A 25136-nucleotide genomic window follows, 5' to 3' on the forward strand; every position below is an offset into this window, starting at 1 on the left:
GATCAGCCACAGACAACCCGCGGCCGCACAACAAGCCGAACCCCCGAGTTCCTAGGCAGTCGTTACCCGCTCAGCCCTACGCAGCAGACCCGCTGCGACCAAACCTCCCAGCAACACCGCCCCCGCCCCCACCAACTGACTGGCCTCCAAGCCGGAGGCGAACGCATCAGTAATCCGCCCCCTCTCAGCCGCCGACCCCGCCTCCGCCAACGCCCCCGGCAGGGACACCGCGGCAACAGGAATCAGCGCCGCGAACCGCGAGTTCAGCACAGCGCCGAGCACCGCGACGCCCAACCCCTGCCCGAACTCCGCCACCGTGCCGTTGATCCCCGCCCCGACCCCGGCCTTCTCCGGCGGGATCGCGCTCATGATCGCGTGTGCCATCGCCGGGCTGGCCACCGCGGCGCCCGTACCGATGAGCACCAGGCCCAGCAACGTACCGGCGTAACCGCCGGAGGCGACCGTCGCGATCGAGAACAGGCCCGCCGCCATCAGCGTCATGCCCAGCCCGATGGCAAGGGGGGTCCCGAGCCGGGCCGCCCACTTCGCCGACACCCCGGTGAAGTTCAGCGCCACGATCATGAGCGCGAGCGGCGCCGTCCGCAGCCCCGCCTCCAGGGGGCCGTAGCCGAGCACGAACTGCATGTGCTGGGTGAGCAGGAAGAGCGACCCGCCCATCCCGAAGGTGATGAGCACCGCGCCCGCGACCGCGCCGGTGAACCGGCGGTTCCTGAAGAAGTGCATGTCGAGCATGGGGTACGGGATCCGGCTCTCCCAGTACGCGAAGGCGGCCAGCGCCACGACCGCGACGGCCGCCGGCACCAGCACCCGGCCGGACGTCCAGCCGTGCTCGGGGCCGGAGATGATCGCGAACACGAGGGAGGACATGCCGATCGTGGAGAGCAGGGCGCCGAGGAGGTCGGGGCGGTCGCCCTGCGGGTTTTTGGACTCCGGGACGAGGGCGATCACCGCCACCAGCCCCAGCGCCGCGACCGGCAGGTTGATCAGGAAGATCGCGCCCCACCAGAAGTGGTCGAGCACGAAGCCGCCGATGAGTGGTCCGGTCGCGAAACCCAGCGAGTTCACCGCGGCCCAGATGCCGATGGCCCTCGGCTGTTCCTCGGGCGTGAAGATCTGCATCGCCACGGCGAGGGTGGTCGTCATCAGCAGCGCGCCGCCGACGCCCATCCCGGCGCGCGCCGCGATCAACTGGCCGGTGCTGTCGGCCAGTCCGGCCACCAGTGAGCCCACACCGAACAGGGCCAGCCCGGCTATCAGCATCTTCTTGCGGCCGTAGCGGTCGGCCGCGCTGCCGGCGGTGAGCAGCAGGCCCGACTGGACCAGCGAGTACGCGTTGATCATCCACTGGATGTCGGAGGTACCGGCGCCCAGTTCCCGGGTGAGCGAGGGGATCGCGACGTTCAGGACGGTGTTGTCGAGCAGCACGGTGAGCTGCGCGAGACAGATGACACCGAGGATCAGCCAGCGCTGGGGGTGGCCCTGGGCGGGCGGCGACTCCAGGGGGTTCGCCTGGGGGGACGTAGTCATGCTGTACACCGTAGAACAATTCCTGTACGGCGTACAACAAAGAGAAATGGTGATGGCCCGGAGCGAGCTCGCTCCGGGCCATCAGGGGAAAAGAACCCTCAGCTCGTCGGTTGGGTCAGGTCGTAGAAGGTGGCCGAACCCACCGTCACTTCCTTGAAGTTGCTCTCGACCCATGTGCTGATCTGCGACGACGTGCTCGTCGTGCTGCTGCTGCCGCCCATGCCACCGCCGCCGGAGCCGCTGGAGATGAAGTAGTGGATCTTGCCGTCCTCCACGTACTTCTTGAACTCGGCCAGCGTCGGGGACGGGTCGGTGCCGTTGAAGCCGCCGATCGCCATCACCGGGTCGCCGGTGGAGAGCTGGTAACTCGCCGCGTTCTGGGCGCCGATGGCCGCCGCGGCCCAGGTGTAGTCACTCGCGTTCTTCTCCAGCAGCGCCTTGGCCTCGCTGGTGACACTGGCGCCGTTGATCAGGCCACCCATGCCACCACCACCGCCGCCGCCCATACCGCCACCGTCACCGGTCCCACCGCCGGGGGCACCCTGCTGGGTGTTGCCGTTGGTGCTGCCGCCGCCGGGGAAGCCGCCGGTCGGGGGCTGACCCGTGCCGCCGCCCTGCTGGTTGCCCTGCTGGCCACGCTGGGTGGTGCCGCCGCCACCGGGACCGCCACCCATACCGCCGCCGGGGCCACCGCGACCGCCCGACACCGACGGACCGGCGGTGACGATCGAGCCGGTGTGCCCCTCGTTGAGGGTGGTGAGGGAGTAGGCCGCCGGACCCGCGACCGCGGTCACGAAGCTCAACCCGACGACCGCCAGGGCGAGTTGGCGCCCGAGCTTGTTGATGAAGAGAAGACCCAGCGCGGCCACGAGCCCGCCCACCAGCACGAGCCACTTCAGCCAGGGCAGGTAGTCGGAGGAGCGGTTGAGGAGGACGTACCCCCAGACCGCGGTGGCCGTCATGGCGCCCGCGAGCGTCAGCGACGCCCACATCTTGTCCCGCTCCCGCCAGAGCAGAGCCGCGCCGATACCGATCAGCGGCGCGATGTAGGGGGCGAGGGCGACCGTGTAGTACTCGTGGAAGATGCCCTGCATGAAGCTGAAGATCACCATGGTGATCAGCAGCGAGCCGCCCCAGAGGAGAAGCGCGGCGCGGACGCCGTCCGTGCGCGTGGCCTTGCGGCCGGCCCAGATGCCCGCGACGAGCAGGATCAGTGCGGCCGGGATCAGCCAGGAGATCTGGCCACCGATGCTGGAGCTGAACATCCGGTCCCAGCCGGTCTCGCCCCAGCCACCTCCGCCGCCACCGCCGACGCTGCCGGTCTCCTCACCGTTGATCCGGCCAAGTCCGTTGTAGCCGAAGGTCAGTTCAAGGAACGAGTTGTTCTGCGAGCCGCCGATGTAGGGGCGCGAGGACGCCGGCCACAGCTCGACGATCGCGACCCACCAGCCACCCGCGACGATCATCGCGAGCCCGGCGGCCAGCACCTGTCCGATACGCCTGCGCACGCTCGTCGGCGCGAACAGGACGTACACCAGGGCCAGTACCGGCAGGATCAGGAAGGCCTGGAGCGTCTTGACCAGGAAGGCGAAACCGATCGCCGTACCCGCCCAGAGCAGCCACTTCGTCTGGGCCTCCTCCATGGCGCGCTGGGTGGCGTACACCGCGGCGGCCATGAGGAGCGCGAGGAGCGCGTCCGGGTTGTTGAAGCGGAACATCAGCGCGGCGACGGGCGTCAGCGCGAAGACCGCCATCGTGAGGAAGCCCGCCGTGGCGCTGAACCGGCGCCGCACGGACGCGTACAGCACACCCGCCGTGGCGACGGCCATGAGGACCTGCGGGAACAGGATCGCGAAGGAGTTGAGGCCGAAGACCCGGACCGACAGCGACATCGGCCAGAGGGAGGCCGGGGGCTTGTCGACGGTGATGGCGTTGGCCGAGTCGAGCGAGCCGAAGAAGAAGGCCTTCCAGGACTGGCTGCCGGCCTGAACCGCCGCCGAGTAGAAGGAGTTGGCGTATCCGGAGGCGGTCAGGTTCCAGGTGTACAGCGCGCCGATCACCAGCAGCGTGGCGAGGAACGCGGGCCGCGTCCACTGGTTGTCCTCGGGCCGTCCGCGCCACAGTCTGCGGACGAAGGGCTGCTTGGGCTCGTCGGAGGACGGCCCCGGCACGACGGTTTCGGGAACTACCGCCTGCTGTACGGCAGTTGAGTCCGGCGGCGGATACGAGGGGCTCGCATCCCCCGGGCCCGAACGGGTCGTCTGGTCGAAGTGAGTGGTCATCGCGGGTTCCTCGGATCCTGGCTGTCGTGCGGGCGCACCGGCCGGAGCCGCGTGGTGGGGTAAGGGGAGTTGTCGTAGGCAGAAGAAGTGCCGTTGTACGAAGGGCTGTTGTACGAAGTCGAGGTGTACGCCCGATAGGTGGGCGAGTCCGGCGTGTGCGAGGCCACGACGGTCGAGGCCGTCGGCTCGTCGCGCTGGTCCGGGAACACCCAGGCCCTGAAGAGCAGGAACCGCAGCACCGTCGCCGCGAGGTTGGCGGCGATGAGCACCGCCAGTTCCGTGGAGTGGCCGGGGTCGCTGGTCGCCGCGTTGAGGGCGGCGAGCGAGCCACTGGTGAGGGCGAGTCCGATGCCGAAGACCACCAGGCCCTGCGCCTGGTGGCGGACGGCACCGCCCTTGCCGGTCACCCCGAAGGTCAGGCGCCGGTTGGCCGCCGTGTTGGCGACGGCGGAGACGAGCAGGGCCATCGCGTTGGCGATCTGCGAGTCCGCGAAGCCCCGGAAGGCGCTGTAGAGCAGCAGGTAGAAGAGGGTCGACATGGCGCCGACCACACAGAACCCGACGAGCTGGCGGGCCAGCCCCTTGGGTACGTCCTTGATGTCGCGGTCACGCGGATCGTCGCCGAAGGGTCGGGCGAGCCGGTCCAGCGGCAGCGAACCGGAGGCCAGGGCCTTGCCCACGCGCAACACCCCCTTCAGGTCGTCGGTCGCGGTCTTGACGATGTGGACGGTCGACTCCGGGTCGTCGACCCAGTCGACCGGCACCTCGTGGATGCGCAGGCCGGCGCGTTCGGCGAGCACCAGCATCTCGGTGTCGAAGAACCAGCCGGTGTCCTCGATCAGCGGCAGCAGGATCTGGGCGACATCACGCCGGATGGCCTTGAACCCGCACTGCGCGTCCGAGAAGCGGGCCTGCAGCGAGCCACGCAGGATCAGGTTGTACGTCCGGCTGATGAACTCCCGCTTGGCACCGCGCACGACGCGCGAGGAGCGGGCGAGCCGGGAGCCGATCGCGAGGTCCGAGTGACCGGAGATCAGCGGTGCCACCAGCGGCAGCAGGGCGTTCAGGTCGGTCGACAGGTCGACGTCCATGTAGGCGAGGATCGGCGCGTCGGACGCGGACCACACGGTCCGCAGAGCCCGGCCGCGCCCCTTCTGCTCCAGCCGGAAGGACCTGACCTCCGGTATGTCCGCCGCCAGCCGCGCCGCCACCAGCGGGGTGGTGTCCGTGGACGCGTTGTCCGCGACCGTGATGCGGAACGCGTACGGGAACGTGCGCTTGAGGTGCTCGTGCAGTCTGAGCACACATGGCTGGAGGTCCTTCTCCTCGTTGTAGACGGGGATCACTACGTCCAGGACAGGCGTACCGGCTGCTGCGGCCGGGAGGTGCTCCCGCGCCGGCAGGGTGCCGGGAGAAGAGTCGGTTCGCATAGGACCGACTTTCGTCAGGCCCCCTGTTCCACCCATGTGGTGGCACTGTGCTGTGCCTGTGAGTCCGATTGCCAGTCTGTTTCGGGTACGGACTCGGGGGCGAGGGCAGGCAGATGCACCGTGAAGACGGTCTGCCCGGGCACGCTGTCGACGGTCACGGCACCGCCGTGCGCGGTCGCGACGGCCTGCACGATGGCGAGCCCGAGGCCGGTGGATCCGGTGGTGCGGGAGCGCGCGGTGTCGCCGCGCGCGAACCGTTCGAACACGTGCGGCAACAGGTCGGCCGGGATGCCCTGCCCGTCGTCCTGCACGTCCACACACAGCCACGGCCCGCGCCGCTGCACGCGCGCGGTGACGGTCGTACCGGGCGGGGTGTGCGTACGGGCGTTGGCCAGCAGGTTCACCAGGACCTGCTGGAGCCGGGCGGCATCCGCCGACACCAGCGCGGGCTCGTCGGGCAGGTCGAGGCGCCAGTTGTGGTCCCGGCCGGCGGCGCGCGCGTCGCTGACGGTGTCCACGACGAGCGGTACGAGGTCGGTCTGGTCGAACTGGAGCGGCCGGCCCGCGTCGAGGCGCGCGAGGAGGAGGAGATCCTCGACGAGGAGGGTCATACGGCCCGCCTCGGACTCGATCCGCCCCAGGGCGTGCCGGGTGTCGGGCCCCGTTTCCTCGCGTCCACGTCTGGTCAGCTCGGCGTACCCGCGAATCGACGCCAGGGGCGTACGCAGCTCATGGCTGGCGTCCGCGACGAACTGGCGTACGCGCATCTCGCTCTGCTGACGCGAGTGCAGGGCGCCGTGCACATGGTCGAGCATCCGGTTGAGGGCGGCGCCGACCTGCCCGACCTCCGTATGCGGGTCGGTCTCGGACTCGGCGACCCGCTCGTTGAGGGTCACCTCGCCGGTGTGCAGGGGGAGTTCGGAGACCCGGGTGGCCGTCGAGGCGACCTTCCGGAGGGGACGCAGGGCCACACCGACAAGGACGGAGCCTGCGATACCGGCGGCGACGAGGCCTGCGGCGGTGACGCTGACTTCTACGAGGATCAGGGTGTTGATGGTCGTGTTGACCGACTTGGTGGGCAGAGCGACGTAGTAGTTGCCGTTGCCGTTGCTGCTGATGACGTACTTGACCCGGTACTCACCGAGGTTGCCGAGGGTGGCGGTGTGCACGCCGCCGTCGCGGGAGACAGCGGCGAGTTCGGACATCTGGGCCTGGTTCAGCGCGGTGGCGTTCATCTTGAAGTCGGTGTTGGTGTTGGAGGCCTCCGTCGCGATGACCGCACTGGTGACGCCACCGTTCGCATCCACACTGGCAGCGATGGTGTCCACCTGCGTCGGACCGCTGGTGACGAACAACGCGATCCGCGCCTCGGGCGAGAGGTTCTGCGTGGAGGCGCCGGTGGTGGTGCTGGTACCCGACGTGCCGGAAGAAGTCTCCGTCGAGCCGCTGTTCGGCTGCTCGGGAGCCCTCGGGGCGCTCTCGCCGTCGCCTGGGCCCGCCCCCTTCGGAGGACCGCCGGCCCGCTTGGCGGCGTCGCTGACCTGGGAGTCGAGCTGAGTGTAGAGATGCTTCTCCAGCGCGATGGTCGTCACCGTGCCCATCACCGCGCACACCACCGCGATCAGCGTGACCGCCGAGACGACGAGCCGCGTACGCAGGGTCCGCGGCTTGTTCCGCCGCTGCTGCTCCTTCTGCTGCGACCTGCCGAGCCTTCGCTGCCCGCCCGCTTTCCTCTTACTGCTCACTGTGCTGCCCTCCTGCCGGGCTCGACGACGTCTTCCGGAGCGGCACCACCAGTGACATGGGGTCAGCCGGCGGGCTTGATCAGATACCCGGCGCCGCGCCGGGTGTGGATCATCGGCTCGCGCCCGGCGTCGATCTTCCGCCGCAGGTAGGAGATGTACAGCTCGACGACGTTGGCCTGGCCACCGAAGTCGTACGACCACACGCGGTCGAGTATCTGGGCCTTGCTGAGCACGCGCCGCGGGTTGCGCATCAGGAACCGCAGCAGCTCGAACTCCGTCGCGGTGAGGTGGATGCCGTCCCCGGCCCGTGACACCTCGTGGCTGTCCTCGTCGAGGGTGAGGTCCCCGACCATCAGCACGGATTCGGACCGCCGGTCGGCGGCACCGGAACGCCGGATCAGCCCGCGCAGCCGCGCCACGACCTCTTCGAGGCTGAAGGGCTTGGTGACGTAGTCGTCGCCGCCGGCGGTAAGGCCCGCGATCCGGTCCTCGACGGCGTCCTTCGCCGTCAGGAACAGCACGGGTACGTCGGGCAGCTCGCGCCGCAGCCGGCCGAGGACGGTGAGGCCGTCCATGTCGGGCAGCATCATGTCGAGGACGACGGCGTCGGGCCGGAACTCGCGCGCGGTCTGCACCGCACCCGTTCCGTCACCCGCGCTGCGGATCTGCCAGCCTTCGTAGCGGAGGGCCATGGACAGCAGCTCGGTGATCGACAGCTCGTCGTCCACCACAAGCACTCGGACGGGGCTCCCGTCCGGCCTCAGCAGTTCGGTGCGCCCCTGGGGCGAGGTTGTGGTCATAGCGGACACCATGTCGGTGTCCTCTGAGAGCGAGCTTTCTGGAACCTGTGATTTTCCTGAGAAACTCACAGGAACCACTCAGGGAACCGTTCCTGGGGACTGAGCGGGAGTGAGTCCGTTCAGCCGCGCGCCCCGAACGGTCTTGGGCGCCCTGGTCCCCGGCGTACTCGACCCCGGGTGGCGACACGCATCCTGTGCGTGGTCCGGGCCCGGGAGGCCCCGCGGCCGGAGGCCGCTTATGAACACAGCCCTCACGACCTGGCCAGATGGGTACGGCCAGGGGCGACGGGGAGGCCCTGAACCATCCTCTGGTGGAACAGGGGCCCCGCACGCTGACGCCGTACCCGGTGTCCCAGGTCGCACGACCACGCTAACCCGAACGGCCCAGGGCGCCGCAAGCCCGCAAGCCCGCAAGCCCGCAAGCCCGCAAGCCCGCAAGCGGACCATCACACGATCGAGCTAATGCGGCCTTGTGCGCACGCCTTGGTGAGCAGCTCCAACCCCCTCACACCCTCACAGCCCGAACAGCCGCGCCCCGTTGTCGTGGCACACGGCCCTGAGCCAGGCGTCGCCGAGGTCCAGGCGCTCCAGGGCGTGCAGCTGGTGGAGGTACGGATACGGGATGTTCGGGAAGTCCGAGCCGAGCAGGATGCGGTCGCCGAGGTCCGCCAGCCGGGGGAGCGCGGGCCGGGGGAACGGGGTCATCCGCTCCGCGAAGTCGGTGAACGACATCGTCGTGTCCAGCCGCACCTCGCCGTACCGCTCGGCGAGGTCGAGGAACTCGACGTACTCGGGCATGCCCATGTGCGCGATCACCAGCCGCAGCCGGGGATGCCGGGCCAGCACCCGCCCGATCGGCTCGGGCCCGGTGTGCTTGCCGGGCGCCGGTCCGGAACCGCAGTGGATCACCACGGGTGTGCCTGCCTCGGCGAGCAGTCCCCAGACCGGGTCGAGGAGTTCGTCGGCCGGGTCGTACGCCCCCACCTGGACGTGCGCCTTGAAGATCCGCGCGCCCGACTCGACGGCCTCCCGGACATACGCCTCGACGCCCGGCTCGGGGAAGAGGGTCGAGGTGTGCAGACAGTCGGGGGTCCGGCCGGCGAAGTCGGCGGCCCACTGGTTGAGCCACTGGGCCATACCGGCCTTGTGCGGGTAGAGCATGGCGGTGAAGGCCCGCACCCCGAACTCCCGGATCAGCGCGACCCGTTCGTCCTCCTCCAGGCGGTAGGTGATCGGCCACTCGACGCCGTTGTGCATCGCCCCCGCCGCGTCGAAGTAGGCCCAGACCTTGCGCAGTACACGCTCGGGCATGAAGTGCGTGTGCACGTCGACGAGACCGGGCAGGCCGAGCCGCGCCCAGAACCGCCGGACCTCGGCGGCCTCGGACACGGCATCGGCGGCCTCGACATCGGCGTTGCCGTCGCCGTCGCCGATTCCGCCCTCCGGGGCTTCCCTCGTGGCGTCCACCGTCATCCCCTCTCCGTACGGCGTCCGGGCTCAGAACAACCCGTCCTGCACCCCGGCCGCCTCCTTGAACTCCCGTACCGGAACGGTAAGTCCACCGCTCCCGACCGGCACCAGCTCCCACCCCGTCATCAGCCGCGTGTCCAGCACCACCACGCCCCGCCCGCCCTCGGCCGCGAGATGCAGATCGGGCCCGGCCGCCGCCACCAGCTCGCCCCCGACGACGCCCCCCGCCGCCAGCTCCCTCACCGCGCACACGGCCGGCGCCAGCCCCGTCAGCCCGAACGCCCCGACGTGGTCGACGACCTGACAGGGCTCCCGCTCCAGGGAATCGGGCCAGCCGCCCAGCCCCACCGCCCGGGCGTGCAGCTCCTCGACCTCGGCGGCCCGCTCCGCCGCCGTCCCCGGCAGCGCGGCCCGCACCGCCCGCTTGTCGGCGTACGGAATCCGGTCCGGCACTCCGAGCGCGGCGCGCAGCAGCTCCTCGGTACGCCGGGCGGCCATCAACGGGCCGACCCCGAGCCAGCTGAAGACGACCGCACCCTGCTCAAGCAGCCGCGCCGAGCCCCGCTCCAGCGCCGTGATGCCGACCTTGGTCATCCCTGGCCCGAACCACGCCAGATATACGTGATAGGGGCGTGGATCGTCCGCGATCGTGTCGGCAGCCACCGAGTGCGCCCGGTCCAGCCGCGCACACTCCTCGCACCGCGCCCCCGTACTCCGCCCCGACACCCCCGCCCGTATCGGACAGGCGTTGCCCCGCGCTCCCACACATGTCCGTACGCCCCCTTCCGCGACCCCGAAGGCCACCCTCTTCCCCCACGTCAGCGCACTACTGCGCCCACCGTCCCACCGCAGCGCGGGACCGTCCGCCGACCAGCGCAGCCCCGAGCATCTCCATGCGTGTGCCATCCCCTGCGAGATTAGGGGGTCCCACTGACAACGCCCCCTCCACCAACAAACGCCCAGGTCAGATAGCCAGTGGGACCAGAACGAGCAGGACGCGCCGGACGGGACGAGAGGCAGCCGTCCGGAGAGTCAGACGCGTTCCGGCACGACGACCTCGGCGACAGCGACCGTCCGTTCCGCACCGGCCGCACGACGCTCCCGCCCCGCCAGCCGGCACCCCAAGCATCCCGTGTGCCCAGCCCGCGCCGAGCGGTCCCGGACGCGCATCCCCCACTCGCCCACCGGCCGCACCCCCGGCGGCTTCCCCCACCCGGCGAGATGCAGTACCCAGGTGACCAGCCAGGCGACCGCCAGCATCGCGATCCCGCCCGACATCACCGGAGCCGAGACCATCACGACCCCCAGCCCGAGCACGGTGGACCCGGCGGTCGCGATGGCGGTGCCGGTCCAGCCGGCGACGGTGTGTCCCTCGTCGTGTGCGCTCACGTCGATGCGTCTCCCCGTAGGATTGCGATCTCTCACGTCGTAAGTAGTTTAGCAAAAAAACCTCTCACCATCTAAGGCAATTCTCGATGCAAGACACGCCCCGCCCGCCCGCGACCCCGGCCCAAGCCCTCACCGCGATGGACCACACCATCGCGACGCACCTGCTCAGCCAGCAGGAGATGGCGCGTCGTCTCCACCTGAACGTCACCGACCTGACCTGCTTCGCCTTCGTCCTGGAGGCCGGCGAGGAGCTGCTCACCGCAGGTGACCTCGCCGAGCGCGCCCACGTCACCACGGGCGCGGTCACCGGAATCCTCAACCGCCTCGAACGCGCGGGCTACATCACCCGCCGCCCCGACCCGAACGACCGCCGCCGGGTCCGCGTGGCCGCCCAATCGGACGCCGTCGCCCGGCTCCACGCCCTCTACGGGCCCTACTACGCCCGCCTCGCCGCCCTCATCGCCGACTACTCCCCCGCCGAAGTCGCCGTACTGGCCGACTGGTTCACCCGCCAGGGCCGCCTCGCCCGGGAGTACATGGACGAGATCGGCGGGACAGACACCTGAAAAGGAGAACGGGGAAGGGGCAGACGGGAGAGACCAGCAGACGAGAACCGTCTCGGAGCCTCAACACCGTCGGGCACGAAGAAATGTTGCCGGGTCAGCTCCCACAACTCGCCCTCACCGACCCACCCGTGGCAGGCGATCTTCGCTGGATCGGGGGAGAGTTCCTGGGCGACAACGGCTTCGTGAACGCCGAGCCAGTAGGGGCTGATGGCCCCCTGGCAAAGGAACTTGAAAGCGAACCGCACATCCACCCGCACCCCCAACTCCTCGGCGAGTTCACGCGCGGCGGCCTCCTCCCAGCTCTCCCCGACGTCGGCACCACCGCCGACCAGCCAGTCGTACTGCCCCGGTAAACCGCGCGAGCCCATCAGCCCGCCGATGCACCAGCACCCGCCCACCGGCAGCCCGTCACACGGTGACGGCGACCCGGTGCAGCCACCCACGCCGAACGGCCGCCCCGCGCTCCACCACCCCGACGACCCGATCCCGTTCGTCCACCCGCTCCACCAGCTCCACACGCCCCACCGGCTCGGCCATGGGCCCACGGTGACACAGAAGGAGGCCGTGGAGGAGGACGAGAAAGAGGTCAACTCCGCACCGGCTGCCGCCACACCAGCGTGTACCGCCAGAAGAGCCGCCGCCGCACCCGACACCCGGGCAGCACCCTCCGAGCCTCCCTCACCACCTCACGAAACCCCATCTCCGCCGCCCGCGTCGGCGCACTCATGGCAACCGGCCGCGCCACCGGCCGCCCCCGGTTCTTCACCCAGGCAATGACGACGTTCGCGGGAATGGCGACACTCCCCAGCAGATGATCAACGAGACTCTCGGCCCGAGCCAGCCCCACCACGACCAGCGTCCCGCCGGGCGCCAACTGCCGCCGGAAGAGGGCGAGTGCGTCGACATACGGAAGGTGGTGGACGACGGCGACGCAGGTGATGACGTCGTACGAACTGTCTGGGCCGTCGGACAGGCCGGTCATCGCGTCCGCAGCGGTGAACGTGATGGGGAGGGTGGGGAAAGTGAGCTCCCGCGCCTGATCGACGATCACAGGGTCGGAGTCGACGCCGAGCACCGACGACGTACTCCGCCCGGCCAGCAACCGCACCAGATCGCCGCTGCCGCACCCGACGTCCAGCACACGGCCGTACCGCCTCGGCAACTGCCGCATGATCCACGGGTGGTAGCGGGCGTTGTGGTCCCAGGGGTGAGCAGCGTGAAATCGCTCAAGCGCGCGCAGGACGGACGGCGGCAAGATCGTCATACCTGAACGCTAAAGGCCCCGGAGTAATCCAGGGCCTTTGACCTATGTGCACTCGGCGGGATTCGAACCTGCACCCTCCTGATCCGCAGGATCGGGCGGGCAGTCTGAGGGAAGCTTCGTCTTCGCCAGAACGGATTGCTGACCGCGGTGATCAACATCCACGTGTGTGCCGTGGTTGCCGTCATGTCGACCGGGCCAACTGAGGGCTCTCGTAGCAACCTTCGCCCACCTCGTCCGCCCACGACCAGGAACGCGTTTCCCGCCTCGATGGCCTCCAGGAGCCGGTCAGCGAAGTAGCGCCGCTGCCACTGATCGGCACCAAGCCGAGAAAGCCAAGCTGCCGGCCTCCGCATGGAAGGCCGGCAGCTTGGCAACGTCGTCCGGGTGGACGGGAGTGATCATCACCGAGGCTCACTCCCGCTTCGGACCGTCAGGCCGTCATATCTCGCGGTTCATCCGGTCGGTTCGACCCGCCCGCTCGCGTTCCCGCGACGGGCGTAGCCACCCGTCACGGCCATCAGCCGGCCGGGGGTGAATCAGTGGCGGCCGCCGCCACGGTGGCCGCCACCACGGTGGTGGTCACGGTCGCCCCAGGAGCTGTCGTCGACGAAGCGGCCGTGGTCGTTACGCAGGGTGGCCGTGTCGGAGCGGTTGTCCCAGAACTCGCGGCGACGGTCCTGGAACAGGTCACTACGACTGTCACGGCCATCGCCGGTACGGACGCGGACGGTGGCCCGTCCGTCCAGGCGGTAGTGGTGGAAGGTGTAGGTGTGGCCGTCCTTGTCGGCCAGCGTCCACCCGTCCAGGTTCACGCTGTGGCGGCTGTTGTTCTTGATCTCCACCCACTCCTTGTTCAGAGAGCGGTTCGAGTTGTCGTTGCGGCCCGGGGCGTCGTACTGGACGTCGCTGATCTCCACGTTCGACCGGTGCGGACGGCGGTCGGCCGCGGACGCCGACAGCGTCACCGTCCCGACCAGGACGCCGGCTGCCAGCGCCGCGGCGGCCAGACTGCGGGCGGTTACGATCTTGGAAACAGGCACAGGTTCTCCCTGCTCGGTGCACAACCCCGCCTGCGGCCAGTCGACCGACGGGGTCTGCGGTGTGCGGGTGGCGACCGGTCGGCCGCACATCCACACCATGGACCCGATATGCCAGAGATGCGGACGAGACATGAACTACGTTACGAATCGCCCACATCATCGTGACTCTCCCCTGTATCACCCATCTATGAGACGTATGCACCAGTTTGACACCCCGACGCGACAGCGGCCCGTGCGCCTATTGCCCCCGGACATTCGCCACTCCTGCCACGCCACCCCACCAACGCGTGCGACGCCACCCGAAAGTGAGTAACAAGCGCCGGCGCCCGTCGCCCACCCCTCACCTCGGGGCGCTCCCGCTCAACGCAAAAACCAGAGGCCCCGTGGATTCCTCCACGGGGCCTCTGGTCTGCTGTGCACTCGGCAGGATTCGAACCTGCAACCTTCTGATCCGTAGTCAGATGCTCTATCCGTTAAGCTACGAGTGCTTGTCTGTTCTGTTGTGTTTGCTCTTCCTTCCGGGTTTTTCGACCCGGTCGGCGTTGCGGGAACAACATTACATGACTGGCGGCGTGAGGTGAAATCCGTTAACCGCACCCCGCCTGACCTGCGAAAACGACCTTTCAGGGCCTGCTGGAGCACCCGGCGCGGCCGGGAACGGCCGAAGCCCCGGTCAGGGTGACCAGGGCTTCGGGGTGAGGTGCGGAGGCGGAGGGATTTGAACCCTCGATGGGATGTAAGTCCCAAACCGCATTAGCAGTGCGGCGCCATAGACCGGACTAGGCGACGCCTCCAGCACAACCGCCCGCGCGAGCGCGAATGGTGCGTGCAGATGATGACACAGACGAGCGCGGTGTCACCAATCGCCTCCCACGGTACTAGGCAGGCGGGGCGCAGGGCAAAGCCGATATGCCGCGTGTGCTGCCAGGTGACGACCGGGCTTGCGCAACGTCCTTCGGCATCAGGCGTTAGTCAGGTCATGTTCAAGGTCACCCCTGTTATCCCTGCCATCTCTGTCGTCCCCATCGCCCCTGGCATCCCTGAGGCCGGTCATCCCACCCGCACCCGCGCCCTCCGGCGCCTCGTCTTCGCGGCCACCGCCGGCGCCTCCCTCGCCGCCGCGTCCTTCTCCGCGTCGCCCGCCGCCGCGTACGCCGACGCGGCGCCCCGGGTTCGACCCTTCACGCCCTTCGCACCCCTCCTCACACCCACGAGGCGCGCCTCCGACCACCTCACCGTCACCGTCCGCGGCACCGGTGGGCGCGGTGACGGGCGGTTCGAGCTGTACTGCCATCCCGGTGGCGGCTCCCACCCCGACGTCGATGACGCCTGCGGGTCGCTCGACCGGGGCGCGCGGTGGGGGAAGGACCCGTTCGCCCCCGTACCCCCCGACAGCGTCTGCACCATGATGTACGGGGGTCCCGCCACCGCTCATGTGACCGGGACCTGGGCCGGGCGTCCCGTCGACGCCACGTACGACCGCAGCAACGGGTGCCAGATCGCGCGCTGGGACCGGCTCGTGCCGTTGCTTCCTGATCTTCGGTAGGCCCTCGCCGGTACGACAACGCCTCCCGAGGGCCTTCACACCACGGTCACAGGGACCCCGTACCGCATAAGTGGTGTGACGTGCACGGTCACCGGGTCTCTGTCACTTCGTCGTGCGACCTCCCTCTCATCCGGCGTCGCGAGCGCAACCACTGCCCTTAGACTCCCTCGCGTGACAGGTTGCGGGCCGGTTGGCAAGATGGCGCCCGCGGTCGGCAAGGTGCGGTAACAGGGAGGAAGCGTCTCGTGAGCAGCAGGCCATCCCGAGGCGCTGCTCGCCTCGCAGCCATACTCGACGCGCTGCCCGATGCGTTGGTGCTGGTCAACGCCAATGGGACCGTCGTCAACGCCAATACGATCGCCCTCGCGGCCTTCGAGACGCCGGGCACCGCCCTCGTCGGGCGCGGGCTGCTCGATCTGCTGCCGCAGTTCGACTCGCGGCTGATCCCCGGCACCATGCGGCGGCCCGACTCCATGGACCCGCACGGCCAGACCAAGCCGACCCGGATGATCGCCCGGCGGACGGACGGCAGCGAGTTTCCCGTCGAGGTCACCAGTGCGAATCTGGAGAACGGCCAGCAGGCGTACGACAGCTACGGCGCCAATGACGAGCTGCTCATGCTGGTCGTGCGCGATCTGTCCGGCACCGTCGACACCGAGGCCGAACTCGCGCGTTCGCAACGTCAGACCGAGATGATCCTGCGCGCCGCGGCGGAAGGCGTCGTCGGGACGGACACCGAGGGACGGGTCGTTCTCGTCAATCCGGCCGCCGCTCAGATACTGGGTTACCGGGCCAGCGATCTCGGCGGGCGCGAGCTGCACACGCTGATCCTGCACTCGCGCGCCGACGGTGAGCCCTTCCCGTACGGCGAGTCGCCGCTCGCGGACACCCTGCGGTCCGGGCGCAAGCACCGGGTGCGCGGGCAGGTGCTGTGGTCCAAGAGCGGGGACCAGGTCGCCGTCGACCTGACGACCGCGCCCGTCCGTGACGGGGACCAGCTCGTCGGCGCCGTGATGACCTTCACCGACCGGCGTCCGTACGACTCCCTCGCCGAGGAGAAGGACGCCGCCGACAAGCTGCACGAGGAGGCGCTGGAGCGCGTCGCCGAGGAGCACGCCTCCGAACTCACCGCCCTGCGCCAGCAGCACGTCACCGAACTCGAGCGGCTGCGCGAGGAGCACGAGGAGGAACTCGCCGCCGGTGAGGACCGCTACGCGGCGCTCGGCGAGCGCGAGAAGGACCGGTACGAGGCCCTCGCCGGCCGGCAGGAGCAGTTGCTCGTCCTGCTCGGACGTTCGCTGCGCGGGCCCCTCGACGAGCTGCGCCGCGAACTGGCCGCCCTCGCCGCCGACGACGCCGGGCAGCTGTGGCCCGAGGCCAACCAGGTGCTGCACCACCTGTCCGCCGGTTACTCGCGTATCACCACACTCGTCGACAATGTCCTCTCCTACCAGCGGCTCGACACGGGCACCGACTCCATCACCCGTACGAAGGTGATGCTCGACGCGGTGGTCGCCGCCGGTGTCGACGGGGCCGTCGAACTGATCGGGCCCGGGCGCGTCCAGTTCGCCGTGCACGCGCCGCCCATCGAGGCCGAGGTCGATCCGAAGCGCCTCGCCACCGCGCTCGCGCACCTCGTCGCGGACGTCGCCGGCGTCGACGCGACCGGCAATTCCCCCGCCTCGGCGGGCGGTTACATGGACAACACCGTGGTGGTCGCCGCCGCGCAGCGCGGTGAGGTCGTACGGATCGAGGTGCGCGGGCCGTACACCGGGGGAGACCCGGTGCACGAGCCGATCGTGCGCGGGATCGTGCGCGCCCACGGCGGTGTGCTCCAGACGCACGAGGTGCCGGGGATGAGCGGCAGCGCGTACGTCCTTGAGGTGCCCATCGGGGGTGGGGCGGGCGCGGTCATCGCCGAGGAACCCTCCACCGGCGCCGAACTCGCCCTGCCCGAGCAGTCCCCGGCAGGCGACGACAACCACAACGACAACGGAAACGGCACCACTGGCGTCAGCGCGCGGCGCCGGGCCCGGCGGTCCTCCGTGGACGCCTTCCTGGAGAGCGACGTCCCTGAGGGCGCCGCCGAGGTCGACGCCGATGGCGACGGTGACAGCGATGGCGAGTCCGGTGACGGCCTCGTCCCCGTGGGCACCGGCGGCTCCGGCGACTCCGCGAGCGAGGCGGTCGCGCCCACGGGGCGGCGCCGGAGGCGTGCCGCCGAGGAGGCCGTCGCCGCTCCCGGTGCCGCCCCTCAGCCGGCGTCGGCGCCCTCGCCCGAGGGGGACAGCGGCACCGGACGGCGTCGTGGCCGGCCCAGCCCCGTCGACGCGGGCACCCCGGACAACACAGCAGGCGGCGACGGTGTCTCCGAGGGTGCCGTCGTCATGGCGGGCGAGCACGGCGTGAGTACCGCTGCCGTGGGCACCGGTCTGGGCGGGACGGTGCCGCCGCAGGGCGTGCCCGGCGCTCCGGCGCGGCGTGGCGGAGGCGAGCAGCACGCGTTGCCGCCCGCCCTGCCCGCGGCTCCTTCCCAGGACGCCGGTGCGGAGGGCGCCGCCGACGACAGCGCGGGCGGCCAGCCGACCGGGCGCCGGCGCCGTGCCCTCGCGGCAGCGGCCGAGCGCGGCGCCGCACAGGAGGCGGGCGCCCGTACGGTGTTCGCCCTGCCCCCGGCCGAGGCCGACCGGACGGACCAGGGCGCCCCCGAGGTGCCTGTCGTACCCGCCGGACCAGCCGGATCCGTCGGCGCCGCCCAGTTCGATGACGGCGGCCGTCATGACGGGCTCACGCACGATCCCGACGCCGACCACACCCCGCCCCAGCCACACCCGACCTCCACCCCGACCGGCCGCCGCCGCGCACGCCAGGCCCCGGACCAGCCGACGGCGACGCCCGCGGCGCCGGGGACCGTACCCCCGGGCGGGATCCCCGGACAGGCGGCTCCCGCACAGGCCGTTCCTGCGGCCCAGGTCGCGCAGGTCGCGCAGTCCGTACCGGCACAGGCGGTCCCCGCACAGGGGCTTCCTGGGCAGCCGACGCTCGGCCAGCCGGTCGCGCAGCCCGCCCCGGGGCAGCCCGTTCCGGCACAGGGCGTCCAGGTTCCGGGCCGGCAGATTCCCCAACAGGTCCCCCAACAGGTCCCGCAGCAGGCCCCCCAGCCCGTTGCACAGCAGGTGCCCCAGCAGGTCCCGGCGCAGGGTATGGCGCCCCAGCCCGCCCCCGCACAGGGCCTCGCCCCCGCCCAGGCGATCCCGGCCCAGGCCGCCCCCGTTCCGCAGCCCCAGCCCTGGCCCCAGGCCGACGACGAGACCCCCGACACCGGCACCCCCGTACTGCCGACCCCGAACGTCCCGCCCGTTGCCGCTGCTCCCGTTGCTCCCGCTGCCCCCGTCGCCCAGTCGGCAGCCGCCCCGCTTCCGCCCGAGCGTCCCGCGCCGTCCCGGCTCGGGCAGGCGGTGCCCGCCGAGGCCGCCGCGTTCGACCCGAACTCGACGCAGGGGCGGGCGTTCAGTGTGCGGACCCTCGGGCAGGGCGTGCCGTTCAGTCGGCAGGCGGCGCAGGTCCAGACGCCGGGCCAGCCCCAGCCGGCCACACCCGCGCACGGCACCAACGGCTCGAACGGCTCCGGCCGCCGCCGCAAGCTCGGTACGCGCCCCGAGCCCGCAGGGCAGCCGGAGACAACGGCCCGGCCCCACCCGCAGGGTGCTCCCACCGCGCCGCCGGCAGCCCAGCCCGCCGCCCCCGCCCCGGCCGCACCGGTCCCGGCCCAGCCCTCCCTCGCCGGACAGGCGCCCCTGCCCGGTCAGCCGTCCCTCGCCGGACAAGTGCCGCTCGCCCAGGTGCCGTTGCCCGCGCAGCCCTCGCTCGCCGGGCAGACGCAGCTCGCCCCGGGCACTCCCCGGCTTCCCGGGTTCACCGACGGAGCAGGGCGCTCGTACGCCATAGGAGCACCGGACAAGAACGCCGACGAAGGGCCCGAGCCGCTGGACGGGCCGGGCGGGGCCGTCGAGGTCTCCGACCAGCCGCAGCCGCAGCCCATGGACGACGAGCTGCCGCCCGAGCCGCTCGACAACCCGCGCCGGCTGCTGGTGTGGCCCGCGCCGGACGTCACCACCCAGCAGGCGCTCAGCGACCGCGGGTACCGGCCCGTCATCGTGCACTCGCGCGAGGAGGTCAACGCCCAGATCGCGGCCTTCCCGGCGGCACTGTTCGTCGATCCGCTGACCGGGCCGATCACCCGGACCGCCCTCCAGTCGCTACGGCAGGCCGCCGTGGCCGCCGAGGTCCCGGTACTGGTGACGGCGGGACTCGGTCAGGCGACGCGCGAGGCGGCGTACGGCGCCGATCCCGCCGTACTCCTGAAGGCGCTAGCCCCGCGTGACAGTGAGCAGCATCCGCCGCGGGTGCTGCTCATCGAGGAGCACGCGGAGATCGCGCTCGCGCTCACGGCGTCGCTGGAGCGGCGCGGGATGCAGGTCGCGCGGGCCGCGAGCGACGCCGACGCGGTCACGCTGGCCTCGCAACTGCGGCCGAACCTGGTGGTCATGGATCTGCTTCAGGTACGGCGGCGCAGGGCCGGAATCGTGGACTGGCTGCGGGCGAACGGGCAGTTGAACCGCACTCCGCTGGTCGTCTACACGGCCGCCGTCGACCAGGCCGACCTGCCGAGGCTCGCCTCGGGCGAGACGGTGCTGTTCCTCGCCGAGCGGTCCACCAGTACCGAGGTGCAGGAGCGGATCGTCGATCTGCTAGCGCGTATCGGTACCAATTAGCTCATTCCGCACGCGGGGTGGGGCAGTGTTTCACGTGAAACACTGCCCCACCCCGCTACACATCCAAGCCCTCAGAGCTTGACTCAGAGCTTGGTGACCTCGAAGCCGCCCTCCGCGTACTGCTTACGCAGCAGCTTCTTGTCGAACTTGCCGACGCTCGTCTTCGGTACCGCCTCGATGGCCGTCCAGCGCTCCGGGAGCTGCCACTTGGCGATCTTGCCCTCGTCGCCGAGGAAGGCGCGCAGGGACCCGAAGTCGGCCGTGGAGCCTTCCGACAGCACGACGATGGCCAGCGGGCGCTCGCCCCACTTCTCGTCGGGGACGGCGACGACGGTCGCCTCCACGATGTCCGAGTGGGCCATGAGGGCGTTCTCCAGCTCGACGGACGAGATCCACTCGCCGCCGGACTTGATGACGTCCTTGGCCCGGTCGGTGAGGGTCAGGAAGCCGTCGGCGCTGATGGTGCCCACGTCGCCCGTCTTGAGCCAGCCGTCCTCGCTGAACTTGTCGACGGGGCGCAGGGGTTCGGCGTCGACGCCGTTGTAGTAGGAGGCCGCGATCCAAGGGCCGCGCACCTCCAGTTCACCGGCCGACTCGCCGTCCCAGGGGAGCCGTTCGCCGTCGGGACCGGTCAGCCGGGCCTCGACGCCCGCCGGGAAACGGCCCTGCGTCAGGCGGTAGGCGAACTCCTCCTCCGTACCCATCGCGTGGGCCGGCGGCCGGGCCATCGTGCCGAGCGGGGAGGTCTCCGTCATGCCCCAGGCGTGGTAGACGCGCATGCCCAGCTTGTCGAAGGCCGCCATGAGCGAGGGCGGGCAGGCGGAGCCGCCGACGCTGACCTGAACCAGCGACTTCACGTCCCGGGGACGGGCGTGGAGCTCGGCGAGCAGGCCCTGCCAAATGGTGGGGACGGCGGCGGCGTGCGTCGGCCGCTCCTTCTCGATCATCTCGGCGAGCGGGCCGGGCTGCAGGAACCGGTCCGGCATCAGCATGTTGATGCCGGTCATGAAGGCCGCGTGCGGCACTCCCCAGGCGTTGACGTGGAACTGCGGGACCACGACGAGGGAGAGATCCTGGTCGGTCAGCCCCATGGACTGGGCCATGTTGAGCTGCATGGAGTGCAGATAGATGGAACGGTGGCTGTACACCACACCCTTGGGATCACCTGTCGTCCCGGAGGTGTAACACATGGCGGCGGCCGTACGTTCGTCCAGCTCGGGCCAGTCGTAGCTGGTCGGCTTCCCGGCGATGAGGTCCTCGTACTCATGCACCTGGGCGTGCGATCCGGCGAGGCCGGAACGGTCACCGGGGCCGGAGACGATCACGTGCTCGACCGTCTTGAGGTGCGGGAGCAGCGGGACGAGCAGCGGCAGCAGCGAGCCGTTCGCGATGACCACCTTGTCGGCGGCGTGGTTGACGATCCACGCCAGCTGCTCGGGGGGCAGACGCAGGTTGAGGGTGTGCAGAACGGCGCCCATGGAGGAGATGCCGAAATAGGCCTCGACATGCTCGGCCGAATTCCACATGAGGGTCGCGACCCGGTCATCGTCCCTGACACCCAGGTCGTCACGCAGGGCGTGTGCGAGCTGTGCCGTCCGGGCCCCGATCTCGGCGAAGGAGCGACGCTGCGGTTCGGCCTCGCCGGTCCAGGTGATGACCTGCGACTCGCCGTGGATCGTCGACCCATGGGTCAGGATCCTTGAGATCAGCAGCGGTGCGTCCTGCATGGTGCTCAGCACGGCGTCCTCCCGGGGCTTCATTGCCTACTCGGTGGTAAATGGTGTGCTGATTCTGCGCACATACCGAGTGGTACGTCACTAGGGGAGTGTGATCGATCAGATCACGTCGTGCCTGGGGAACTATCGGGAGTCAGCAGAGGTTCCCTTTGGGAACCCATGGGTTCTTCTTGGGCTACCGGGCGAGCACCAGCTCAGGATCCTCGCGCAGCTTGCCGAGCGCCCGTGAGACGGCCGACTTGACCGTGCCGACCGACACCCCGAGTACCTCGGCCGTCTGGACCTCGCTCAGATCCTCGTAGTACCGCAGTACCACCATCGCCCGCTGCCGCGCCGGCAGCTTCAGGATCGCGCGCCACATCGCGTCGTGCAGCGCCTGGTGCTCCGCCGGATCGCCGACCGGCGTCCCGTCGGGCTCCGGCAGCTCGTCGCAGGCGAACTCGTCGACCTTCCGCTTCCGCCACTGCGACGTCCGCGTGTTGAGGAGCGCCCGGCGGACGTAGCCGTCCAGCGCGCGATGGTCCTCGATCCGCTCCCACGCGACATACGTCTTGGTCAGCGCGGTCTGCAACAGGTCCTCCGCGTCACTCGGGTTCGCGGTGAGCGACCGGGCGGTACGCAGCAGCACCGGGCGGCGGGCCTTCACGTACGACGAGAACGACGGGTACGAGGTGTACGACGCGAACGACAGGGTCTGCGTCGCCGGCGTGGCCGCGTTCGACGCGCTGGTGCAGACGAGTGTGGTCATGGCTCTACGCTAGGTTCGCCCCCTACTCGGGCGGATCGGCCGCAGGTCCCGAAGCCGCGTCCGCCTCAGGTTGTAGGTGGGGGGCTGGCTCCACCTCCTACAGGTGGAGGCAGGGTACGGGCCTATGAGGGTTCAACCCTGAGGGGTCGTACATCGGTAGTACGGAGGCTGCTCCTCCGGTAGTAGCCGGAGCCGCGGGCCCGGCGGCCGACCGGCCGGCCGATCTCACCCGGCGGCCTCCAGCACCAACCCCGAGGTCGGCACCCCCGTACCCGCAGTGACCAGCACCCTTTCCGCGCCCGGCACCTGGTTCACGGACGTTCCGCGCAGCTGCCGTACGCCCTCCGCGATGCCGTTCATACCGTGCAGATACGCCTCCCCGAGCTGACCCCCGTGCGTGTTCAGGGGCAGCCCGTCGGCCGCGACGAAATCGGCCGCCTCACCCGGGGCGCAGAAACCGAACTCCTCCAGCTGCATCAGCACGAACGGCGTGAAGTGGTCGTACAGGATGGCCACATCGATGTCGGCCGGGCGCACCCCGGCGGTCCGCCACAGCTGCCGCGCGACCACGCCCATCTCGGGAAGCCCGGTGAGGTCGTCGCGGTAGAAGCTGGTCATCTGCTCCTGGGCCCGCCCTGCGCCCTGAGCAGCCGCGGCGACAACGACGGACGGCTGCCGCAGCTCGCGCGCCCGTTCGACGGAGGTGACGACGACCGCCTGGCCGCCGTCCGTCTCCTGGCAGCAGTCCAGCAGCCGCAGCGGCTCGGCGATCCAGCGCGAGGCCGCGTGGTCGGCGAGGGTGATGGGCCGGCCGTGGAAGTAGGCGGCCGGGTTCGTCGCCGCGTACTTCCGGCCACGGACGGCGACCTGCCCGAAAGCCTCCGCCGTCAGCCCGTACGCGTACAGGTACCGCTGGGCCGCCATCGCCACCCAGGAGGCGGGCGTGAGCAGCCCGAAGGGCAGCGACCAGCCGAGCGCCACCCCCTCGGCCGACGGTTCCCGCCGCTGCACCCCCGACCCGAACCGCCGCCCGGAGCGCTCATTGAAGGCCCGGTAACAGACAACGACATCGGCCACCCCGGCCGCGACGGCGAGCGCGGCCTGCTGCACGGTCGCACAGGCGGCGCCGCCCCCGTAGTGGACCCGCGAGAAGAACGACAGCTCCCCGATCCCGGCGGCCTGCGCGACGGTGATCTCCGGACTCGTGTCCATCGTGAACGTGACCATCCCGTCCACGTCGGCGGGCGTCAGCCCGGCGTCGTCGAGCGCGGCCCGCACCGCCTCCACGGCCAGCCGCAACTCGCTGCGCCCCGAGTCCTTGGAGAACTCGGTAGCCCCGATGCCCACGACAGCCGCCCGGCCCCCGAGATCGTCGCGCGCGTGCAGGGTCACGGGGTGCCTCCCGGCAAGGACGACGGGGATGACGGGAGTGACGGCGGGACAGAGACGGTCACCGTCCCGGACACGTGCCGGCCGATCCCGTTGGCCCCGAGGACGCGTACGACGGCCGTGTCGCCGTCGATCCCCTCGATGACCTCCTCGATGCGGCCGGTCAACACCATGGTGTCGCCGGGGTGGTTGGGGGCGCCGAGGCGGATGGCGATGCGGCGCAGTACGGCGGCGGGCCCGAAGAAGTCGGTGATGTACCGCCCCACCAGCCCGTTCGTGGTGAGGATGTTCATGAAGATGTCCGGAGACCCCTTCGCCCGCGCCGACTCGGCGTCGTGGTGGACGTCCTGGTAGTCACGGGACGCGATCGCCCCCGCGACGATCAGCGTGCGCGTGACCGCGATCTCCAGCGGCGGCAGCTCGTCCCCGGCCTTCATACGCCGCCCGCCTCTCCCACGGACTCGCCCCGGAACACGGGAAGTTCGGACTGTCCCTCCTCGTACCGCACGAACTCCAGCCGTACCGGCATCCCGATCCGCACCTTGTCGTACGGCACACCGACCACGTTGCTGACGATCCGCACGCCCTCCGCCAGCTCGATCAGCCCGACCGCGTAGGGCGGGTCGAACGCCGGGAAGGGCGGGTGATGCAGGACGACGTACGAGAAGACGGTGCCGTCGCCGCACGCCTCGACGGTGTCCCAGTCGCCGCCGCCGCAGGCGTTGCACCCGGGCAGCCAGGGGAAACGGAGGGTGCGGCATCCGAGGCACCGCTGGATGAGCAGCTGATGCCGCTCCACGCCGGCCCAGAATCCGGCGTTGTCGCGGTTGACGACGGGCCGGGGGCGGGTGCTGGGCTGTTCAGGAGGCTCAGTGGCGCGCGAGGGGGCGTACTTGAGGATCCGGAACCGATGGGTGCCCACCGGCTCACCGTCCACTCGTACATCCATCCGGGTCGTGACGAAGTACCCGGTGCCGAGCTTGGTCGCCTTGGGCCCGACGACGGACTCGACGACCGAGTCGAAGGCGACCCGGTCCCCTGGCCGCAGGGGCCGCAGATACTCCTGCTCGCAGTCGGTGGCGACGACGGAGGTGCAGCCCGCGCCGTCGAGCAGGGCCAGCAGTTCCTCGTACGCGGCCGAGCGGCCCGAATGCCCGGAGAGGCCGCCCATGGTCCACACCTGGAGCATGGCGGCCGGCGCGACGGCGTGCGGCCCCGTGTACGCCGGACCGGCGTCGCCCAGCGCCTCGCACCAGTGCCGGATCATCGGCTCGTTGACGGGATCCTTGCCGACACCACCGACGACGGCGGGGCGCCCTTCGAACGCGGCGAGCCGCTCGGCGAGTTGACGACTCGCCCGATTACTGGATGAGTGACTCACAGTTTCTGACTGTCCGTCAGATACGGA

The 25136-nt window shown here is 70.5% G+C and carries 18 protein-coding genes, 2 tRNA genes and 1 pseudogene; 3 read left to right on the forward strand and 18 right to left on the reverse strand.

Annotated elements, in window-relative coordinates:
* Nucleotides 1-51 precede the first annotated feature (51 nt).
* From ACH4TV_RS15175 to ACH4TV_RS15210, 8 genes are all read right to left on the reverse strand, one after another.
* On the reverse strand, nucleotides 52-1548 hold the full coding sequence (locus ACH4TV_RS15175) for an MFS transporter (RefSeq protein ID WP_398398066.1): 1497 nt from the start codon (nucleotides 1546-1548) through the stop codon (nucleotides 52-54).
* 98 nt (nucleotides 1549-1646) lie between these two features.
* On the reverse strand, nucleotides 1647-3830 hold the full coding sequence (locus tag ACH4TV_RS15180) for an ArnT family glycosyltransferase (protein WP_398398068.1): 2184 nt from the start codon (nucleotides 3828-3830) through the stop codon (nucleotides 1647-1649).
* Nucleotides 3827-5260: a glycosyltransferase gene (locus tag ACH4TV_RS15185; protein WP_398398070.1), complete on the reverse strand. Its 1434-nt coding sequence runs from the start codon at nucleotides 5258-5260 to the stop codon at nucleotides 3827-3829. Before ACH4TV_RS15185 ends, ACH4TV_RS15180 begins: the two co-directional genes overlap by 4 nt.
* A gap of 14 nt (nucleotides 5261-5274) precedes the next feature.
* A complete protein-coding gene (locus ACH4TV_RS15190) occupies nucleotides 5275-7005 on the reverse strand; it encodes an ATP-binding protein (RefSeq protein ID WP_398398071.1) in 1731 nt (576 codons plus the stop codon).
* A gap of 62 nt (nucleotides 7006-7067) precedes the next feature.
* Entirely contained in the window at nucleotides 7068-7805 is a 738-nt protein-coding gene (locus tag ACH4TV_RS15195) for a response regulator transcription factor (protein WP_398398072.1), read from the reverse strand.
* 513 nt (nucleotides 7806-8318) lie between these two features.
* Nucleotides 8319-9278, reverse strand: a complete 960-nt coding sequence (locus ACH4TV_RS15200; protein ID WP_398398073.1) for an amidohydrolase family protein — start codon at nucleotides 9276-9278, stop codon at nucleotides 8319-8321.
* 24 nt (nucleotides 9279-9302) lie between these two features.
* Entirely contained in the window at nucleotides 9303-10181 is an 879-nt protein-coding gene (locus ACH4TV_RS15205; protein WP_398398074.1) for a DUF2797 domain-containing protein, read from the reverse strand.
* A 126-nt stretch (nucleotides 10182-10307) separates the two neighbouring features.
* The gene (locus ACH4TV_RS15210; protein WP_398398075.1) at nucleotides 10308-10664 is read right to left on the reverse strand and encodes an HGxxPAAW family protein; all 357 of its coding nucleotides are present in this window, start codon (nucleotides 10662-10664) and stop codon (nucleotides 10308-10310) included.
* An 86-nt stretch (nucleotides 10665-10750) separates the two neighbouring features.
* On the opposite strand from ACH4TV_RS15210, the gene ACH4TV_RS15215 reads away from it, so the two are divergent.
* A complete protein-coding gene (locus tag ACH4TV_RS15215; protein ID WP_398398076.1) occupies nucleotides 10751-11230 on the forward strand; it encodes a MarR family winged helix-turn-helix transcriptional regulator in 480 nt (159 codons plus the stop codon).
* A 32-nt stretch (nucleotides 11231-11262) separates the two neighbouring features.
* Here ACH4TV_RS15215 and ACH4TV_RS15220 read toward each other — a convergent pair.
* The 5 genes and pseudogenes from ACH4TV_RS15220 to ACH4TV_RS15240 form a co-directional block, all read right to left on the reverse strand.
* Nucleotides 11263-11767, reverse strand: a pseudogene (locus ACH4TV_RS15220) (NUDIX domain-containing protein); the annotation flags it as partial.
* Nucleotides 11768-11816: 49 nt separating this feature from the next.
* On the reverse strand, nucleotides 11817-12494 hold the full coding sequence (locus tag ACH4TV_RS15225) for a class I SAM-dependent methyltransferase (RefSeq protein ID WP_398398078.1): 678 nt from the start codon (nucleotides 12492-12494) through the stop codon (nucleotides 11817-11819).
* 536 nt (nucleotides 12495-13030) lie between these two features.
* Complete coding sequence (locus ACH4TV_RS15230; RefSeq protein ID WP_398398080.1) at nucleotides 13031-13534, reverse strand: lamin tail domain-containing protein; 504 nt, start codon at nucleotides 13532-13534, stop codon at nucleotides 13031-13033.
* Between the two features lie 415 nt (nucleotides 13535-13949).
* A tRNA-Arg gene (locus ACH4TV_RS15235) sits at nucleotides 13950-14022 on the reverse strand.
* A 215-nt stretch (nucleotides 14023-14237) separates the two neighbouring features.
* Nucleotides 14238-14328: transfer RNA gene (locus ACH4TV_RS15240), tRNA-Ser, on the reverse strand.
* Nucleotides 14329-14513: 185 nt separating this feature from the next.
* Between ACH4TV_RS15240 and ACH4TV_RS15245 the strand changes: the two genes are divergently transcribed.
* Nucleotides 14514-15080 carry an SSI family serine proteinase inhibitor gene (locus tag ACH4TV_RS15245; RefSeq protein ID WP_398398082.1) on the forward strand — a complete coding sequence of 189 codons (567 nt, stop codon included), beginning with the start codon at nucleotides 14514-14516 and terminating at the stop codon, nucleotides 15078-15080.
* Nucleotides 15081-15325: 245 nt separating this feature from the next.
* Complete coding sequence (locus ACH4TV_RS15250; protein ID WP_398398084.1) at nucleotides 15326-19855, forward strand: PAS domain-containing protein; 4530 nt, start codon at nucleotides 15326-15328, stop codon at nucleotides 19853-19855.
* An 83-nt stretch (nucleotides 19856-19938) separates the two neighbouring features.
* On the opposite strand, the gene ACH4TV_RS15255 is transcribed toward ACH4TV_RS15250, so the two are convergent.
* The 5 genes from ACH4TV_RS15255 to ACH4TV_RS15275 form a co-directional block, all read right to left on the reverse strand.
* A complete protein-coding gene (locus ACH4TV_RS15255) occupies nucleotides 19939-21615 on the reverse strand; it encodes a long-chain fatty acid--CoA ligase (protein ID WP_398398086.1) in 1677 nt (558 codons plus the stop codon).
* Nucleotides 21616-21766: 151 nt separating this feature from the next.
* On the reverse strand, nucleotides 21767-22339 hold the full coding sequence (locus tag ACH4TV_RS15260) for a SigE family RNA polymerase sigma factor (protein ID WP_398398088.1): 573 nt from the start codon (nucleotides 22337-22339) through the stop codon (nucleotides 21767-21769).
* 225 nt (nucleotides 22340-22564) lie between these two features.
* The gene (locus ACH4TV_RS15265) at nucleotides 22565-23731 is read right to left on the reverse strand and encodes a lipid-transfer protein (protein ID WP_398398090.1); all 1167 of its coding nucleotides are present in this window, start codon (nucleotides 23729-23731) and stop codon (nucleotides 22565-22567) included.
* On the reverse strand, nucleotides 23728-24165 hold the full coding sequence (locus ACH4TV_RS15270; RefSeq protein WP_398398092.1) for an acyl dehydratase: 438 nt from the start codon (nucleotides 24163-24165) through the stop codon (nucleotides 23728-23730). The genes ACH4TV_RS15265 and ACH4TV_RS15270 overlap by 4 nt, the downstream gene beginning before the upstream one ends.
* Nucleotides 24162-25109 carry a bifunctional MaoC family dehydratase N-terminal/OB-fold nucleic acid binding domain-containing protein gene (locus ACH4TV_RS15275; RefSeq protein WP_398398094.1) on the reverse strand — a complete coding sequence of 316 codons (948 nt, stop codon included), beginning with the start codon at nucleotides 25107-25109 and terminating at the stop codon, nucleotides 24162-24164. Before ACH4TV_RS15275 ends, ACH4TV_RS15270 begins: the two co-directional genes overlap by 4 nt.
* Between the last annotated feature and the right edge of the window lie 27 nt (nucleotides 25110-25136).

Origin of the sequence: Streptomyces sp. NPDC020898, from assembly GCF_044333925.1 — a bacterium.
GTDB lineage: Bacteria > Actinomycetota > Actinomycetes > Streptomycetales > Streptomycetaceae > Streptomyces.